This window comes from Pseudomonadota bacterium, assembly GCA_023229365.1.
GTDB lineage: Bacteria > Myxococcota_A > Polyangia > JAAYKL01 > JAAYKL01 > JALNZK01.
In genome coordinates this window covers 35,082-50,906 of record JALNZK010000019.1, presented here as the reverse complement: position 1 = coordinate 50,906, position 15,825 = coordinate 35,082, and the positions used below count along the sequence as shown (strand labels likewise).

The 15,825-nt window shown below is 68.6% G+C and carries 17 protein-coding genes; 15 read left to right on the top strand and 2 right to left on the bottom strand.

Translation table 11 applies throughout. From position 1 onward, the window contains the following. Nucleotides 1–5: 5 nt before the first annotated feature. The 15 genes from M0R80_11465 (at nt 6) to M0R80_11395 (ending at nt 14,159) form a co-directional block, all read left to right on the top strand. A complete protein-coding gene (locus tag M0R80_11465) occupies nt 6–830 on the top strand; it encodes a hypothetical protein (GenBank protein MCK9460249.1) in 825 nt (274 codons plus the stop codon). Nucleotides 831–958: 128 nt separating this feature from the next. Next, a complete protein-coding gene (locus M0R80_11460; protein MCK9460248.1) occupies nt 959–2,053 on the top strand; it encodes a hypothetical protein in 1,095 nt (364 codons plus the stop codon). 150 nt (nt 2,054–2,203) lie between these two features. Next, a complete protein-coding gene (locus M0R80_11455; GenBank protein MCK9460247.1) occupies nt 2,204–2,827 on the top strand; it encodes a DUF47 family protein in 624 nt (207 codons plus the stop codon). Beyond that, nucleotides 2,820–3,845, top strand: a complete 1,026-nt coding sequence (locus M0R80_11450; protein ID MCK9460246.1) for an inorganic phosphate transporter — start codon at nt 2,820–2,822, stop codon at nt 3,843–3,845. The genes M0R80_11455 and M0R80_11450 overlap by 8 nt, the downstream gene beginning before the upstream one ends. Nucleotides 3,846–3,952: 107 nt before the next feature. After that, nucleotides 3,953–4,111, top strand: coding sequence for a hypothetical protein (locus M0R80_11445; GenBank protein MCK9460245.1), 159 nt, complete (start codon nt 3,953–3,955; stop codon nt 4,109–4,111). A gap of 14 nt (nt 4,112–4,125) precedes the next feature. Continuing rightward, nucleotides 4,126–4,827, top strand: coding sequence for a response regulator transcription factor (locus tag M0R80_11440; protein ID MCK9460244.1), 702 nt, complete (start codon nt 4,126–4,128; stop codon nt 4,825–4,827). Next, nucleotides 4,828–6,582, top strand: a complete 1,755-nt coding sequence (locus M0R80_11435; protein ID MCK9460243.1) for an ATP-binding protein — start codon at nt 4,828–4,830, stop codon at nt 6,580–6,582. A gap of 108 nt (nt 6,583–6,690) precedes the next feature. Beyond that, complete coding sequence (locus M0R80_11430) at nt 6,691–7,932, top strand: OprO/OprP family phosphate-selective porin (protein ID MCK9460242.1); 1,242 nt, start codon at nt 6,691–6,693, stop codon at nt 7,930–7,932. Nucleotides 7,933–8,180: 248 nt separating this feature from the next. After that, nucleotides 8,181–9,149: a phosphate ABC transporter substrate-binding protein PstS gene (pstS, locus tag M0R80_11425; protein MCK9460241.1), complete on the top strand. Its 969-nt coding sequence runs from the start codon at nt 8,181–8,183 to the stop codon at nt 9,147–9,149. Then, nucleotides 9,140–10,072: a phosphate ABC transporter permease subunit PstC gene (gene pstC / locus M0R80_11420; protein ID MCK9460240.1), complete on the top strand. Its 933-nt coding sequence runs from the start codon at nt 9,140–9,142 to the stop codon at nt 10,070–10,072. Before pstS ends, pstC begins: the two co-directional genes overlap by 10 nt. Continuing rightward, on the top strand, nt 10,069–10,914 hold the full coding sequence (gene pstA, locus M0R80_11415) for a phosphate ABC transporter permease PstA (GenBank protein MCK9460239.1): 846 nt from the start codon (nt 10,069–10,071) through the stop codon (nt 10,912–10,914). Before pstC ends, pstA begins: the two co-directional genes overlap by 4 nt. Beyond that, nucleotides 10,911–11,774 (top strand): phosphate ABC transporter ATP-binding protein PstB, encoded by an 864-nt coding sequence (gene pstB / locus M0R80_11410; protein ID MCK9460238.1) that lies wholly within the window; start codon nt 10,911–10,913, stop codon nt 11,772–11,774. The genes pstA and pstB overlap by 4 nt, the downstream gene beginning before the upstream one ends. A gap of 15 nt (nt 11,775–11,789) precedes the next feature. Then, entirely contained in the window at nt 11,790–12,443 is a 654-nt protein-coding gene (gene phoU / locus M0R80_11405) for a phosphate signaling complex protein PhoU (GenBank protein MCK9460237.1), read from the top strand. 77 nt (nt 12,444–12,520) lie between these two features. Further along, nucleotides 12,521–13,135 (top strand): DUF47 family protein, encoded by a 615-nt coding sequence (locus M0R80_11400; GenBank protein MCK9460236.1) that lies wholly within the window; start codon nt 12,521–12,523, stop codon nt 13,133–13,135. After that, entirely contained in the window at nt 13,128–14,159 is a 1,032-nt protein-coding gene (locus tag M0R80_11395; protein MCK9460235.1) for an inorganic phosphate transporter, read from the top strand. Before M0R80_11400 ends, M0R80_11395 begins: the two co-directional genes overlap by 8 nt. On the opposite strand, the gene M0R80_11390 is transcribed toward M0R80_11395, so the two are convergent. After that, nucleotides 14,152–14,700, bottom strand: a complete 549-nt coding sequence (locus M0R80_11390) for a DsrE/DsrF/DrsH-like family protein (GenBank protein ID MCK9460234.1) — start codon at nt 14,698–14,700, stop codon at nt 14,152–14,154. The genes M0R80_11395 and M0R80_11390 overlap by 8 nt on opposite strands. Then, entirely contained in the window at nt 14,697–15,818 is a 1,122-nt protein-coding gene (locus M0R80_11385; GenBank protein MCK9460233.1) for a 4Fe-4S dicluster domain-containing protein, read from the bottom strand. Before M0R80_11385 ends, M0R80_11390 begins: the two co-directional genes overlap by 4 nt. Nucleotides 15,819–15,825: the final 7 nt, after the last annotated feature.

Genomic DNA, 15,825 nt, shown 5'->3' with positions numbered 1-15,825 from the left:
GGAAGATGACGACCGACACCCAGCACGAGCGCGCAGACGAGCAGCCCGCCATCGAGCGGCTGGTCGCCGTGGCGGACGCGGTCTTCACCCGCGCCACCGCGCTCGACGGGATCAAGCTCGGCAAGAAGGACGACGAGGCGGCGAAGACGATCGCCGAGACGCGCGACGACGCGTTCCTCGGCTGCATCCAGCTTTGGCGCGTGATCCTGCAGATGCTCCCCACGTCGGAGCTCGACTCGGCGCGGCGCAAGGAGCTCGCCTGCGACGCGTACAAGGTGAAGAGCCGCTGCCACCACCGGCGCGGCAACCTCCTGGCCGCGAAGATCAACATCGCCAAGGCGATCGACGCCGGCTACTACGACGGGTTCATCAGCCTCGGCGCGATCTGTCTGGACCTCAAGGAGTGGGAGGCGGCGGAGGCTGCGTTCCGCTCTGCGCTCGCGAAGGGCGTCCAGGAGATGCGCGCGCACGCCGGGCTGGGCGAGATGTACTTCAGCATGGGCACGGAGAAGCTGAAGGCGGATCCCGGGCACACCGCGTTCTTCGTCAAGGCCGAGGAGGAGTTCATCGCGGCGGGCAGGGAGCGGTTCGCCGAGGGGTTCGAGCGCGCCATGGACCTGTTCGAGACGATCGGATGGAAGGACCGGGCGCTCGCGTTCGGCCACAAGGCGCGGTCGTTCTACGAGGAGCACCGCGTCTCCTACGGCGGGAGGCTCCGCGCGCTCGACGCGAAGCTCCGCAGGCTCACAGGGGAGGAGCGCCGCGATCGCATCGTCGTGGGCGTGGGCCGCAAGCTCGGCGAGGTGCTCGGGGGGAAGAAGGGAAAGTAGTCCCTCGCCTCCTCTGATGATTAATCGCCGATGCATAGCGCGGGCGGCGCAGCGCGCAGCGCATTGCCCGTAAAAGGGTTGCGGCGGCTCCGGCTCCGAGGCAGACTCCACCGCATTCGGGGGGGAGCATGAGCTCAGGGAACGGCACCAGCTCCAGCGACGTGAACCTGTACGCGCGGCTGACCAACAAGGGTGAGACGAGTCGCCGGACTCCTCTGCCCGGCTCGGCGCGCGGCGCGCGTTCTTCGTCCCGAAACCTCATGCAGCTGGATGAACCGAGCGTCGACGGCGCCGAGCCCGGCGGTGTTCGGGCCGCGCCGTTCACCGAGGTCCTGTCCGAGATCGAGAACGCCCGCACCGCCGTCGCCGTCGCGTTCAAGAAGGTGATGCTCGGGACCAAGGCCATCCTGCAGCCCGAGCTGGCCGAGCTGGGCATCGGCCCGCCGGAGATCGACAACGTCCTCGCAACAGCAAAGGCGGTCGAGTCGAAGGTGCGCGGCACCTCGGGTAACGCCACTTTCTACATGCGCGACCTGCCGCCGGCCGACGCGCCGGTCCGGTTCGAGGGCGAGGCCCGGCTGGTGTCGTACGATTCCATGGGCGTACGGTACCTGCTGCCGGGGAAGAGCACCGGGGGCGTCGGCCTCGGCGTCGCGATCTCCTGCGAGGACCATCGGGCGATCCGGCTCGGCGAGTCCGGGCGGATGTCGTTCCCGTCGAGGATGTCGCTCGGCGTCACGCCGTTCATCGCGATGCCGCCCGCCGGGATGCTCGCGGCGGCGCGCGCGAACGAGCAGCGGTACCACGACAAGGGCGGCCACGGGTTCAACCTCCCCACCTTCGTGCGGGCCTACGCCGATTTCCTCGCCTTCGCAGTCCAGACCGTTCCGGCCGCGCTCGGAGCGCTGCTGCTCTGCGAGACGCACCCGCGCGCGGCGGAGGAGCTCTTGCTCGAGCACGACAAGCTGACCGGGAGGATCTCGTCGGCGGCCAACTACTTCGTCGGGTACGAGTCGACGGGCACCCGGCCGAACGCCGCGCAGAGGAGGAGCCTCCGGGACTCCGCCATCTCGCAGGCGTGCGGGTTGGGCATGATCGAGGCCGTCTTCGATTGGAGGAAGCAGTGCTGCAAGAGCCCGGTGCTCGCGGAGTTCGCGGAGAGCTACCGCGATCTGCGCGTCGAGAAGATCGCCGACGTGCGTGCGCGACGAGCGCCATGGTGAATCTTCACCCTGGCCGAAAACCCCGATAGTCACACGGCCGGCACGGCCAAGTTTCTGGAAAATAGTCACTCAAAATTCACTCAAAATTCACGTGGTCGTCACACAAAAGACACACTAGGATGGGCTGTCCGTCACCCGAGGAGGCCGACCATGTTCCGCATGACCCAGAGGGAGATGACGTTCTTCGACGTGTTCGAGGCGGCGTCGGAGATCGCCTACCAGTCGGCCGTGATCCTGCAGGACCTCGTGCTCCACTACGAGGATCAGGACGCCAAGATCAAGGCGCTCGAGGGCAAGGAGCACGAGGGCGACCTGCAGGTGCACGTGATGATGGACCGGCTCAACAAGTCCTTCATCACTCCCATCGACCGCGAGGATCTCTTCGCGATCTCCAAGGATCTGGACAACATCACGGACGCCATCGAGTCGACCGCGCACATGTTCACGATGTTCGACGTGCGGACGATTCGCGAGGAGGCGAAGCAGTTCGTGAAGCTGATCGTCGCGGCCACGGCCGAGGTGCACGCCGTGACCAAGGAGATGAAGAACTTCAAGAAGAGCAAGGCGCTCAAGCCCAAGGTGATCGAGGTCAACAGGCTCGAGAACGAGGGCGATCAGCTGCACCGCCGCGCCGTGCACGCCCTGTTCACGCAGGAGAAGGACGCGCTCGAGGTCATGAAGTGGCGGGACGTGTACGAGAACCTGGAGAGCGCCCTCGACGCGTGCGAGCACGTGGCGAACATCATCCTCGGCGTGGTGATGAAGCATGCCTGACGCCTCGACCCTCGCCCTGCTGGGGGCCGTGGTCGTGTTCGCGCTGGCGTTCGACTTCATCAACGGCTTCCACGACACGGCGATCTCGATCGCCACGACGGTGTCGACGCGCGTGATGACGCCGCGCCAGGCGATCGTCATGGCCGCCGTCCTGAACTTCACGGGCGCGCTCATCAGCCACAACGTGGCCAAGACGATCTCGAGCGGGCTCGTCCACACGGCGATGATCCCGGAGTACGTGGTCATCGCGACGCTCGTCGCGGCGATCGCGTGGAACCTCATCACCTGGTACTTCGGCATCCCGTCGAGCTCCTCGCACGCGCTCATCGGCGGCCTGATCGGCGCGTCCATCGCGTTTACCGCGGGGTTTGACGTCGTGCAGTGGGACGGGGTCGTGGAGAAGGTGCTCATCCCGCTCGTCACCTCGCCCGTCGTCGGCTTCCTGCTCGGGTTCCTCGTCATGAAGATCCTGTACCTCGCGCTCAAACGGGCGTCGCCGCAGTTCGTGAATAGGTGGTTCTCCAAGCTGCAGATCGTATCGGCCGCGTTCATGGCGTTCTTCCACGGGACCAACGACGCGCAGAAGTCGATGGGGATCATCACCTTTGCGATGATCGGCGCGGGGCTCCTGCCCTCGAGCGCGCCGGTGCCGGTGTGGGTCATGCTGCTGTGCGCCCTGGCGATGGCGCTCGGGACGGCCTGCGGCGGGTGGCGGATCATCAAGACCATGGGCGTGAGCATGATCAAGCTCCAGCCGATCCACGGCTTCGCGGCGCAGACCACCGCGGCGGCGACCATCGCCGCGGCCTCGTTCATCGGCGCGCCGGTGAGCACGACGCACATCACCTCCACGGCGATCATGGGCGTCGGCGCCGCCAAGCGCTTCAAGGCCGTGCGCTGGATGGTCGCGACGAACATCGTCTGGGCGTGGGTCATCACGATCCCGGTCACGGCGCTCATGGGCGCGCTCGTCGTCCTCGCGATCAAGGGCGTCGCCGCGCTGCTCGGCATCGGCTGAGCACGGGCCGGGACCGCCGACCGCCAGGGAACCTGTCACACAATCGTCACACGGCGGTCACCCGCCGAACACGGCGCGATCGCACCTTCATGACAGGAGGTGCCGACATGATGCCCAATCGCCTGGTCCTCGTCGTTTCGGCGCTGGCGACGGCCGCGTTCGTCGCCGTCGTCGCGCTCGGGCTCGCGACCGGCCCTCGACCGGAGGCTGCGGCGCTTACGAGCGTCATCGAGGGGTTCGCGCGGGAGACGATCCCGCGCGATTGAGATATAAGGAAGTCATGCGCGCCAAGGTGCTCGTGGTGGAAGACGAAGCCGACCTCGTCGGCGTGCTCCAGTACAACCTCAAGAAGGAGGGGTACGCGGTGCTGGCGGCCGGGACCGGGGCCGAGGGAGTCCGCCTGGCGTCCGAGGACTCGCCCCCGGATCTCGTCATCCTCGACATCATGCTCCCCGACATCTCCGGCATCGACGTCTGCCGGCAGCTCCGGGCCGACGAGCGCACGCGGGGCGTGCCGGTGCTCATGCTCACGGCCAAGGGCGAGGAGAGCGATCGGATCCGCGGGTTCGAGGTCGGCGCGGACGACTACGTCACGAAGCCGTTCAGCGTCCGAGAGCTCATGCTGCGCGTCAAGGCGCTCCTGCGCCGCGGCGCGGTTGGGGAGCAGATGCCGAGCGACGGCGTCTTCGGCGCGCTGCGCGTGGACAGGGCCGCGCACCGCGCGTGGGTGGACAAGGCGGAGGTGACCCTGACCGCCCTCGAGTTCCGGCTGCTCACGGCGTTCCTCGATCGCAAGGGCAGGGTGCAGACGCGCGACGCGCTGCTCGCCGACGTCTGGGACATCCACGCCGACGTCACGACCCGAACCGTGGACACGCACGTCAAGCGGCTGCGCGAGAAGCTCGGGGCCGCGGGCGACTACGTGGAGACCGTGCGCGGCGTGGGGTACAGGTTCAAGTCTTCTCCGGGCGAGGAGCCCTAGGTGCGGCTCGGCCTGCGCGGCAAGCTGTTCCTCCTTCTCGTCGGGGCCATCCTCCTCGTCGTCGCAGCCGGGGCGCTCATCCTGCCAGCCGGGCTCTCGCGCAGCCTGAAGGAGCGGATCGCGCAGGAGCTCGACGACGAGGCGTCGATCGCGGCGCTCCACCTCGAGTCGCAGCTGAAGACGGCGGATGTAGGGGGTGCGGATCCGATCGCGGACGCCCTCGGCCGCGCCACCGGGAACCGCGTGACCATCGTCCTCGCGGACGGCCGCGTGATCGGGGACTCCGAGCTCGACGCGAGGGCGATCGAGGCGGTCGAGAGCCACGCCGATCGGCCGGAGATCGCGCGGGCGCTCGCGGACGGAAAGGGATCGGCCGAGCGCTACTCGACGACCCTCGAGCACGACCTCATGTACTTCGCGGCCCGGTTCCGCGGGGCGGAGATCGCAGGAGCCGTGCGCGTCGCCAAGCCGCTCGTCGAGGTGCGGGACGCGACCCGGGCGTTGTACGGGCTGCTCGCCCTCGCGGGGCTCATCGGCCTCGCGATCGCGATCGTCGCGGCCGCCGCCTCGTCACACGCCTTCTCCCGCGCGCTCCGCTCGCTCGTCGACTACGCCGAGCACGTGCAGGACGGCGCGGCCCGCTCCGATGTGGCGGGGCGGCGCGACGAGCTGGGAGGCCTCGCGGCGTCGGTCCAGCGGCTGGCGACGCAGCTCGAGCAGCGCGTCACCGAGCTCGCGAGCGAGCGGCGGCGGTTCGAGGAAATCCTCGAGGGCATGAGCGAGGCGCTCATCGCGCTCGACAAGTACCGGCGCGTGACGTTGATTAACCGCGCGGCAGTGATGCTGATAGGCGGGACCGAGCAGCCGCTCGGCCGGACGATCCTCGAGCTCGTCCGCGTGCCGGAGCTCAACGCGCTCCTGAACGACGTCGCCCCCGGCGGCCAGGCCGCGAGCGAGTTCGACCTGGGGCCGGTCGCGCCGCGCCGGGTGCTCGCCAGCGCCAGGCGCCGGGAGGCCGGCGACTACGTGATCGTGCTGCTCGATGTCACGGAGCTGCGGCGCCTCGAGCGCGTGCGCCGGGACTTCGTCTCCAACGTCTCCCACGAGCTGCGCACGCCGGTGAGCATCATCAAGGCCAACGCCGAGACGCTGCTCGACGGGGCGCTCGACGACGCGGAGGCGTCGCGGCGCTTCCTCGCCTCGATCGCGACCCACGCGGACCGGCTCGCGAGCCTGATCTCCGATCTGCTGGACATCTCGCGCATCGAGGAGGGGAAGTACGAGCTCCGCCCGGAGCCCGTGCCGGTCGACCAGGCGCTACGCCGGGCGATGTCGGCGCTCGAGACCCCGGCCGCGGAGAAGCGGATCGCGATCCGCGTCGACCCGGCGGGTGATCTGCGGGTCCTGTGCGATTCGCGGGCGCTCGACCAAGTATTGTTCAACCTCGTCGACAACGCGGTCAAGTACACCCAGCCCGACGGTCACGTCGCGCTGCGGGGCTCGGCGCGGGACGGGCGCATCGTCCTCGAGGTCGCCGATGACGGGCCCGGCGTCGCGCCGAAGCACCGCGAGCGCCTGTTCGAGCGGTTCTACCGGGTGGACACCGGCCGCTCGCGCGAGATGGGCGGCACCGGGCTCGGGCTCGCGATCGTGAAGCACCTCGCCGGCGCGATGGGCGGGGCGGTCGGCATGCGCCCGGCCGACGGCCGCGGCTCGGTGTTCTGGATCTCGCTGCCCGCGTCGACCGCGGAGTAGCTGTCACCAACTCGTTGCCCTCCGCCCACCCGGGCGACACACCCGCTCGATAGAAATGTGCCTGCAACCACACGGTGACGCGGTGCGTGACCGAGAAGGAGAAGGCACATGAAATCGCATCTGCAGAGAATCATGGGAGCGGCACCAGCCGTCGCGTGCATGCTGGCGCTCGTCGGGGCGGCCGGTGTGGCGAGATCGCAGGAGGCGGCGGAGCCGCTCGTCGGCTACGACAAGGGGTTCTTCCTCCGGGACGAGAAGGGGCTTTTCCGGCTCGTGATAGGCGCCCGCGTCCAGGGGCGCCTCGCGTTCGAGCGCGTCGAGTCGCACCAGACGGACGACGCCGGCGAGGACGTCGCCGCGACCTCGAACGAGGACTCGTACCAGTTCAGCATCCCGCAGGCGCGGCTCAAGCTCTCGGGACACGTCTTCTCGGAGCGCGTCGCCTACAACGTCCAGCCCGACTTCGGAAACAAGGGCTACCCGGCGCTCATCTCGGCGTACGGCGACTTCGGGCTCGTCCCGGACGTCCTGCACTTGAGGGTCGGGCAGTGGGAGCGGCCGTTCTCGCGCCAGCAGATCACCTCGAGCGGCAGCTTCCACCTCGTGGATCGGGCGATCACGGACAAGGCGTTCGGCGCCGGCCGCGATCTGGGTATCGCGTTCCACAACAACTACGAGAAGTCGCCCAAGCTCGAGTGGGCGCTCGGCGTGTTCAACGGCGCCGGGGACAAGCCGTGGTTCGACGGCGGGTTCGAGGGCACGGGCGCGGCCGACGAGGACGGAAACATCACCGTCGAAGGCGACGTCTCGACGAAGGCGAAGCCGACGAACGTGCCGGACCGGCTCCGCCCGGCGCTCGTGGCGCGCATCGGGTTCAACACCGGCAAGATCAAGGGCTACAGCGAGGCGGATCTCGAGGGCGGACCCTTCCGGCTCGGCATGGCCGCCAGCGTGCAGGCCGACTTCGACGCCGCCGACGAGCAGACCGCCGCCACGCGTGGCGAGCTCGACTTCATCATGAAGGTACGCGGCTTCTCGCTCGACGGCGCGCTGTACGTCGCGTCCGCGCAGGACGGCGACGGCTTCGCCGACCAGAGGTACGCGGCGTGGGGCCTCCACGCGCAGGCGGGCTACGTCATCGCCGGGCGCGTCGAGCCGGTGATCCGCTACGCCCTCGTGGACCTCGAGGGCGACGACAACAACACCCAGGAGATCCTCGGCGGCCTCGCGATCTACTTCTTCAAGCACAACCTGAAGTGGCAGACCGAGGCCGGCTCGGTGCTCCGGCAGGATCCGGCGGGCGATCTCGACGACGTCGTCCTGCGCACGCAGCTCGGGCTGGCGTTCTAACCGCCTTGTCGCGATCCCGTCACACGGATGTCACATACCGCCTCTACGCTTGAGGCATGAGAAATGAAGGAGAACACTCAATGAACAGGAAGACTACGTCGACTCTCGCGGCCGCGATGATCGCCTCGCTCGCCCTCGCCGCGTGCAGCGAGCAGACCCCGCCGAAGGCGAAGCTCGAAGGGCCGAAGTCCGACGCCGACAGGGCCGCGGAGACGGCGACCGCCGCGGCGGAGGCCAGGAAGGGCGTCATGCTGAACGGCGCGGGCGCGACGTTCCCGTACCCGATCTACGCGAAGTGGGCGGACGCGTACAACAAGGTCACCGGCCTCAAGCTCAACTACCAGTCGATCGGCTCGGGCGGCGGCATCTCCCAGATCAAGGCCAAGACCGTGGACTTCGGCGCCTCGGACGCGCCGCTCACCGCGGACGAGCTCGACGAGGCGGGTCTCGTGCAGTTCCCGCTCGTGATGGGCGGGGTGGTGCCGGTCGTCAGCATCGACGGCGTTGCCGCGGGCCAGCTCAAGCTCGACCCGGCAGCCCTGGCGGACGTGTTCCTCGGCAAGATCCAGAAGTGGAACGACAAGAAGATCCAGGAGCTCAACCCGGACGTGAAGCTCCCGGACACCGAGATCTCGGTGGTGCACCGGGCGGACGGGTCGGGCACGACGTGGATCTTCACCAACTACCTCGACAAGGTGTCGCCCGAGTGGCACGAGAAGGTCGGCACCGGCAAGGCGGTGGAGTGGCCGATCGGCATCGGCGGCAAGGGCAACGAGGGCGTCGCCGCGTACGTCCAACGCGTGAACGGCTCCATCGGCTACGTCGAGTTCGCCTACGCGCTGCAGAACGCCATGGCCCACGTCCAGCTCAAGAACAAGGACGGGCACTTCGTCGCGCCGACGATCGAGTCGTTCCAGGCCGCGGCCGAGAGCGCGGGCTGGAAGAGCGCACCGGGCTTCTACATGGTGCTCACCGAACAGCCGGGCGCGGGCAGCTGGCCCATCACCGGCGCCTCCTTCATCCTGGTCCACAAGGAGCAGGCGGACCCGGCGCTCGCCAAGCAGATGCTCGAGTTCTTCGACTGGTGCTTCGTCCACGGCGCGCCCATGGCCAAGGAGCTCCAGTACGTCCCGATGCCCGACGCGGTCGCCGAGCTCGTTCGCGGGATGTGGCGCACCCAGATCGCGTCGCCGGCCGGCGCGCCCGTATGGCAGTAGCCTCCTCATCGCGGCGGGGCGACAGGATCTACCGCGGCGTCGCGGCAGCGGCCGGGATCGGGGTCGCCCTCATCGCCTTGGGCGTCGGCGTCTCGCTCGTCGCCAGCTCGTGGCCATCCATCCGCGAGTTCGGGCTCTCGTTCCTGGTCACCGACCGCTGGAGCCCGGTGACCGAGCAGTTCGGCGCCCTGAGCAGCGTCTACGGCACGCTCGTCTCGACCGTCATCGCGCTCGTGCTCGCCGTGCCCCTGAGCCTCGTCATCGCGCTCTTCCTCGTCGAGCTCGCGCCGCCGTGGCTCGCGAGGCCGGTCGGCGCGGCGATCGAGCTGCTCGCGGCGGTGCCGAGCATCATCTACGGCATGTGGGGGCTGTTCGTGTTCGCGCCGTTCATGGCCGAGCACGTGCAGCCGGCGCTCAAGGGCGCGCTCGGCTTCCTGCCGCTCTTCGAGGGGCCGCCCATGGGGATCGGCATGCTCACCGCCGGGATCATCCTCGCGCTCATGGTGCTGCCGTTCGTCACCGCGGTGATGCGCGACGTGTTCACCATGGTGCCGCCGGTCGTCAAGGAAGCGTCGTACGGCATGGGGTCGACGACGTGGGAGACGACGCGCAAGGTGACGGTGCGCTACGGCTTCTCGGGCCTTATCGGCGCCGTTTTCCTCGGCCTCGGCCGCGCGGTGGGCGAGACGATGGCGGTCACGTTCGTCATCGGCAACAGCCACGACATCTCGGTGTCGCTCAACGCCGCGGGCAACAGCATCGCCTCCACGCTCGCCAACGAGTTCACCGAGGCGTCGGAGCCGATGTACCTGTCCGCGCTCGTCGAGCTCGGCCTGGTGCTGTTCCTCATCACCGTGATCATCCAGGTGGGTGCCCAGATCTGGATCGGGCGGACCGTGAAGCGCGCGGGAGGCGGCCTGTGAAGCGGCGCCCCAACACGTTCCGCAAGCTCCAGGACCTCTTCGTCAAGGTGCTGTCCTCGGCCGCCGCGCTGCTCGGCATCTTCTTCCTCGGCTGGATCCTGTTCGAGGTGGGCAAGCGCGGCCTCGGCGCGTTCGACGCCGCCTTCTTCACGTCGCTGCCGGCGCCGCCCGGGGCCGAGGGCGGGGGGCTCGCGAACGCGATCCTCGGGACCCTGATCATCACGGCGATCGCGACCGTGATCGGCGTGCCGCTCGGCATCATGGCCGGCGTCTACCTCGCCGAGGTGGCGCGCGGGACGAAGCGCGCCGCGGCCGTCCGGTTCGTCGTGAACGCGATGATGGGGCTCCCGTCGATCATCGTCGGCCTCTTCGTCTACACGCTGCTCGTGCTCCCGTTCGGTCGGTTCTCCGGCTTCGCGGGCGCCGTGGCGCTCGCGATCATCATGCTGCCGGTGGTGGCGCGCACGGCGGACGACATGCTGTCGCTCGTCCCGAGCTCGCTGCGCGAGGCGGCGCTCGCGCTGGGAGCACCACGGTGGCGCGTGACGTTCGCCATCGTTTTCCGGGCGGCCAAGGCCGGCCTCGTCACCGGCGTGCTGCTCGCGATCGCCCGGGTGAGCGGCGAGACCGCGCCGCTCCTGTTCACCGCGCTCAACAGCGTCTACTGGCCCTCGTCGCTCATGGAGCCGATGGGCAACCTGACGGTGACGATCTTCAATTATGCGATGTCCCCTTACGAGGACTGGCAGCGCGCCGCGTGGGGCGCCTCGCTGCTCATCATGGCCGCGGTGCTCGGCACGACGCTGCTCGCGCGCTTCGTTTTCAAGGAGAAGAAGAGATGACGGTCGCACTCGCCGAGATCATGACCCCCGCTCCGGCGCCGCTCGTCGCCGTGCGCGCCCCGATCGTCACCGCGCGGGACCAGGACACGATCGCCCTCGTCGACGTGAAGGCGAAGATCCGCACGCGGTCCCTGAGCTTCTTCTACGGCGGCCAGCAGGCGCTCTACGAGAACGACCTCGCGATCGCCGAGGGCAAGGTGACCGCGATCATCGGCCCCTCTGGGTGCGGCAAGTCGACGCACATCCGCGTGTACAATCGGATCTTCGAGCTGTACCGCGACCAGCGCGCGAACGGGGCCGTGCTCCTCGACGGGGTCGACGTCCTCGACCCCAAGGTCGACGTCATCGAGCTGCGGCGGCGGGTCGGGATGATCTTCCAGAAGCCCACGCCGTTCCCGATGACCGTCTTCGAGAACGTCGCGTACGGCCTGAGGCTCCACTACAGCCCGGCGAGGTCCGAGCTCGAGGGCCGGGTCGAGGACGCCCTCAAGCGGGCCGCGCTCTGGGAGGAGGTCAAGGACGCCCTCGGCAAGCCCGGGGTCGCGCTGTCCGGCGGGCAGCAGCAGCGCCTGTGCATCGCGCGGGCGATCGCGGTCGAGCCCGAGGTGCTCCTGATGGACGAGCCGACCTCCGCGATCGATCCCGTGGCCACGGCGCGCATCGAGGAGCTGGTGGAGTCGTTCAAGGGCCGCTACACGGTCGTCATCGTGACGCACAACATGCAGCAGGCGGCGCGCATCTCCGACTACACGGCGTTCTTCTACAAGGGGCGGATCGTCGAGACCGACACGACGCGGCGGCTGTTCACGAACCCGAGGAACAAGCAGACCGAGGACTACATCACCGGCCGGTTCGGCTGAGAGGAGGTGCGCGACATGATGCGGGACTCGTTGCTCGCGCGGGAGATCGACAAGCTCAAGGAGAAGCTGCTCGCGCTCGGCGGACAGGTGGAGCGCAGCCTCGCCCGGGCGATCGCGGCCGTGGAGACGCGCGACGTCGAGGCGGCGAGGGAGGTGATCGACGGGGACACCGCCATCGATCACATGGAGGTCGACGTGGAGGAGGAGTGCCTGAAGCTGCTCGCGTTGCACCAGCCGGTGGCGATCGATCTCCGGTTCATCGTCGCGGTGCTCAAGGTGAACAACGACCTCGAGCGGATCGGGGACCACGCGGCGTCGCTCGCAGAGCACGTCCTCCTGATCGAGGATCGGCCGGCGGCCGAGCTCGTGTTCGACTTCCCGGTCATGGCGCGCAAGGCGCAGGCCATGCTCAAGCAGAGCCTCGACGCGCTCGTCTCCCAGGACGCCGAGCTCGCCACGCGCGTGTGCGCCGCGGACGACGAGATCGACGAGATCAACAGGAACATGTACCGCGCCGTGGAGCGCGAGATCATGCGGCGCCCGGAGCTGACCCCGGTCTACACGAACCACATCGGCCTCTCGCGGTGCCTCGAGCGCGTCGCCGATCTCGCGACGAACATCGCCCAGGACGTGATCTACCTGACGACCGGGCGGATCGCCCGCCACTGATCGCGCACGGCTAACAATACCCTAACATTCGGGCCGCAGGATCACCCCAGGAAAAGGAGGTGCCCGCGATGTTCCGCATGACCAAACGCGAAATGGGGTTCTTCGACGTGTTCGAGTCCGCGTCGGAGATCGCCAGCGAGTCGGCCGTGATCCTGCAGGAGCTCGTGCTGCGCTTCGACGACCCCGACGCCTCGATCAAGGCGCTCGAGGAGAAGGAGCACGAGGGCGACCTGCAGGTCCATGCCATGATGGACCGGCTCAACAGGTCGTTCATCACGCCCATCGACCGCGAGGACCTGTTCGTCATCTCCAAGGAGCTCGACGACATCACGGACTGCATCGAGTCGACCGCGCACCTGTTCTCCATGTTCGACGTGCAGACGGTACGAGACGACGCCAAGGCGTTCGTGAAGCTGATCGTCGAGGCCACGGCCGCGCTGCACGCGCTGACGAAGGAGATGAAGAACTTCAAGAAGAGCAAGGAGCTCAAGCCGCTCGTGATCGAGATCAACAGGCTCGAGAACGAGGGCGACCAGCTGCACAGGCGCGCCGTGCACGCCCTGTTCACGCAGGAGAAGGATCCGCTCGAGGTGCTGAAGTGGCGGGACGTGTACGAGAACCTGGAGAGCGCCCTCGACGCGTGCGAGCACGTGGCGAACATCATCCTCGGGGTCGTGGTGAAGCATGCCTGATCCCGGCACGCTCGCGATCCTCGCGACGGTCGTCGTCCTCGCGCTGGCGTTCGACTTCATCAACGGGTTCCACGACACCGCGAACTCGATCGCCACGTCGGTCTCGACCCGCGTGCTCTCGCCGCGGCAGGCGATCCTGATGGCGGCGGGGCTGAACTTCCTGGGCGCGCTCATGAGCCACAGCGTGGCCAAGACGATCTCGAGCGGCCTCATCGACGCGGCGATGGTGCCCGAGTACGTCGTGATCGCCACCCTCGTCGCGGCGATCGCGTGGAACCTGATCACCTGGTACTTCGGCATCCCGTCGAGCTCCTCGCACGCGCTCATCGGGGGGCTGCTCGGCTCGTCGATCGCGTTCACCGCGAGCCTCGGCATCGTGAAGTGGCACGGGGTGCTCGAGAAGGTCGTCGTGCCGCTCGTCACGTCGCCGGTCGTCGGGCTCCTGCTCGGCTTCCTCTTCATGAAGCTCCTCTTCCTCGCGCTCTCGTGGGCCTCGCCGCAGTTCGTGAATCGCTGGTTCTCCAAGCTGCAGATCGTCTCCGCCGCGTTCGTGTCCTACACGCACGGCATGAACGACGCGCAGAAGTCGATGGGCATCATCACCTTCGCGCTCATCGGATCCGGGATCCTCCCGGCCTCCGCCGAGGTCCCGGTCTGGGTGATGATCGCGTGCGCCGTGTCGATGGCGTTCGGCACCGCCGCGGGCGGCTGGCGGATCATCAAGACGATGGGCCTCAACATGATCCGGCTCCAGCCGATCAACGGCTTCGCCGCCGAGACCGGCGCCGCGGTCGTGATCGCCGCGGCCTCCGCGATCGGCGCGCCGGTCAGCACGACCCACGTGATCTCCTCGTCGATCATGGGCGTCGGCGCGGCGAAGCGGCCCTCGGCGGTGCGCTGGATGCTCGCGCGGAGCATCGTCTGGGCGTGGGTGCTCACGATCCCGACCACCGCGGCGATCGGCGCGCTCGTGGTGCTCGCGATCAAGGCGGGGGTGGCGCTCCTGGGCGCGGACGTCAGATGAACAGCGTGCTCTTGCTCGCCCCCGCCTCGCCGAGGAAGGTGGCGACGCCGGCGAGCTTGAGGTTCGGGTAGTCGATCAGCTCCTCCTTCGCGAACCCCATGAGGGCCATGCTCATCTCGCAGACGTAGATCTGCACGCCGGCGTCCGCGGCGCGCGCGATGAGCTCCTCGAGGCTGAGCACGTTCTTCTTCTTCATGAGCCCCTTGAGCATCTTGGTGCCCATGCCCGCCATGTGCATGTTCGAGAGCGCGAGCTTCTTCGACCCCTTGGGTAGCATGAAGCCGAACACGCGGCTCATGAAGTCCTTGGGCGGCGGCTTCTTCGCGGGGTCGCGGAGCGCCGGCGTGGCCCAGAACGTGAAGAACATGGTCACCTTCTCGAACATCGCCGACGCGCCCGTGGCGATGATGAACGCGGCGAGGAGGTGGTCGAGATCGCCGCTCATCACGACCATCGACAGCTTGTCCTCCGGCGCGTTCGCCTTGAGCGTCGCGACCGTCTCCTCGAGCTCCTTGACGCGCGCCTCCAGGTCGTTGCTCATGCGTCTCCTTCCGGTTGTCGCGCGAAGTGCGCGAACAGCGCCAGCGGCCGGTACACGGCGTGCGCCAGCTTGGTCACTCCCACGAACAGGACGAGCTCCATCGCCATCACGGCGTGGACCAGCAAGACGGCGTCGTGGATCTCCCCGCGGACGCCGAGCGTGACGACGATCTCGAGCCAGAAGCCCGTCACCGCGAGCACGAGCAGGTAGAACAGGAGCCAGCCGTCGGCGAAGCGGGTGTGACGCGAGGCCTTCTCCCTGCCGCTGGCGCGCTTGGCGACGGCGAGCGCGACGCCCGCGAGCATCGCGATGCCGCCGATCGTCCCGACGATCCGCGCCGGGAGGAACATCTCCATGCCCAGCCCGTAGACGAACAGGAAGTCGAGCGCCGTCGCGAGCGCGAGCGCCAGGAACCCCCACATGATGAACAGGTGGACGACGCGCGGCTCGAGCAGGAAAGGGGGGCGGGGCGCGCTCTCGGTGCGGCACTCCCGCTGGCGGCGCATCGTCGTGAGCTCGGGCGCGAGGCGGCGCAGCGCGGCGCGAACGTTTCCGCCGCGGAGCGCCCGGCCGAGGCCGATCCGGGAGGCGAACCGGGCGACGGCGACGAGCATGAGCCCCCCCAGGGCGACGCTCACGAAGAGGCCGACGAGGTGCACCGCCTCGTAGGGGACGAGCGCGCCGAACGCCCAGCGCGGGAAGGCGCCCGCGTCCGACGGGCGGGTGACGAGGAGGGCGCCCAGGCCGAGCGCGACGACGATCGACAGGAGGATCCCGATCGCGGGCGAGCGGTACTGGAGCCCCGCGACGCCGGTCGGATCGAGGCTCGCGATCTGGAGCCTGCGGAGCGAGGCCATGTACTCGCCGGGCTCGGCCTCCCGCGGGCAGGTCTCGGAGCACTCGCCGCAGTAGTAGCAGAGCCACGGCTCCGGCGCCCGGAGGACGGCGTCCTTCGCGCCGAGCTGGCCCAGGCGGATCATCCGCCGGGGGAACGACGCCCCTTCCTCCGAGAGCGGGCAGACCGCGGTGCAGTTGCCGCAGTTGAAGCACGCCCGGATGTCGAAGGCGCCGTAGCGCGACGCCTCGTCGATGAGCCCGGTTTTCACCTCGATCGGCATCGCGGAC

Excerpts from the sequence above, each read along its gene's own strand:
- phoU (MCK9460237.1), top strand. The coding sequence starts at position 11,790 with ATGATGCGGGACTCGTTGCTCGCGCGGGAGATCGACAAGCTCAAGGAG.
- M0R80_11455 (MCK9460247.1), top strand. The coding sequence starts at position 2,204 with ATGTTCCGCATGACCCAGAGGGAGATGACGTTCTTCGACGTGTTCGAG.
- M0R80_11395 (MCK9460235.1), top strand. The coding sequence starts at position 13,128 with ATGCCTGATCCCGGCACGCTCGCGATCCTCGCGACGGTCGTCGTCCTC.
- M0R80_11385 (MCK9460233.1), bottom strand. The coding sequence starts at position 15,818 with ATGCCGATCGAGGTGAAAACCGGGCTCATCGACGAGGCGTCGCGCTAC.
- M0R80_11430 (MCK9460242.1), top strand. The coding sequence starts at position 6,691 with ATGAAATCGCATCTGCAGAGAATCATGGGAGCGGCACCAGCCGTCGCG.
- M0R80_11445 (MCK9460245.1), top strand. The coding sequence starts at position 3,953 with ATGATGCCCAATCGCCTGGTCCTCGTCGTTTCGGCGCTGGCGACGGCC.
- pstS (MCK9460241.1), top strand. The coding sequence starts at position 8,181 with ATGCTGAACGGCGCGGGCGCGACGTTCCCGTACCCGATCTACGCGAAG.
- M0R80_11440 (MCK9460244.1), top strand. The coding sequence starts at position 4,126 with ATGCGCGCCAAGGTGCTCGTGGTGGAAGACGAAGCCGACCTCGTCGGC.
- M0R80_11450 (MCK9460246.1), top strand. The coding sequence starts at position 2,820 with ATGCCTGACGCCTCGACCCTCGCCCTGCTGGGGGCCGTGGTCGTGTTC.
- M0R80_11460 (MCK9460248.1), top strand. The coding sequence starts at position 959 with ATGAGCTCAGGGAACGGCACCAGCTCCAGCGACGTGAACCTGTACGCG.
- pstB (MCK9460238.1), top strand. The coding sequence starts at position 10,911 with ATGACGGTCGCACTCGCCGAGATCATGACCCCCGCTCCGGCGCCGCTC.
- pstC (MCK9460240.1), top strand. The coding sequence starts at position 9,140 with ATGGCAGTAGCCTCCTCATCGCGGCGGGGCGACAGGATCTACCGCGGC.
- M0R80_11465 (MCK9460249.1), top strand. The coding sequence starts at position 6 with ATGACGACCGACACCCAGCACGAGCGCGCAGACGAGCAGCCCGCCATC.
- M0R80_11400 (MCK9460236.1), top strand. The coding sequence starts at position 12,521 with ATGACCAAACGCGAAATGGGGTTCTTCGACGTGTTCGAGTCCGCGTCG.
- M0R80_11390 (MCK9460234.1), bottom strand. The coding sequence starts at position 14,700 with ATGAGCAACGACCTGGAGGCGCGCGTCAAGGAGCTCGAGGAGACGGTC.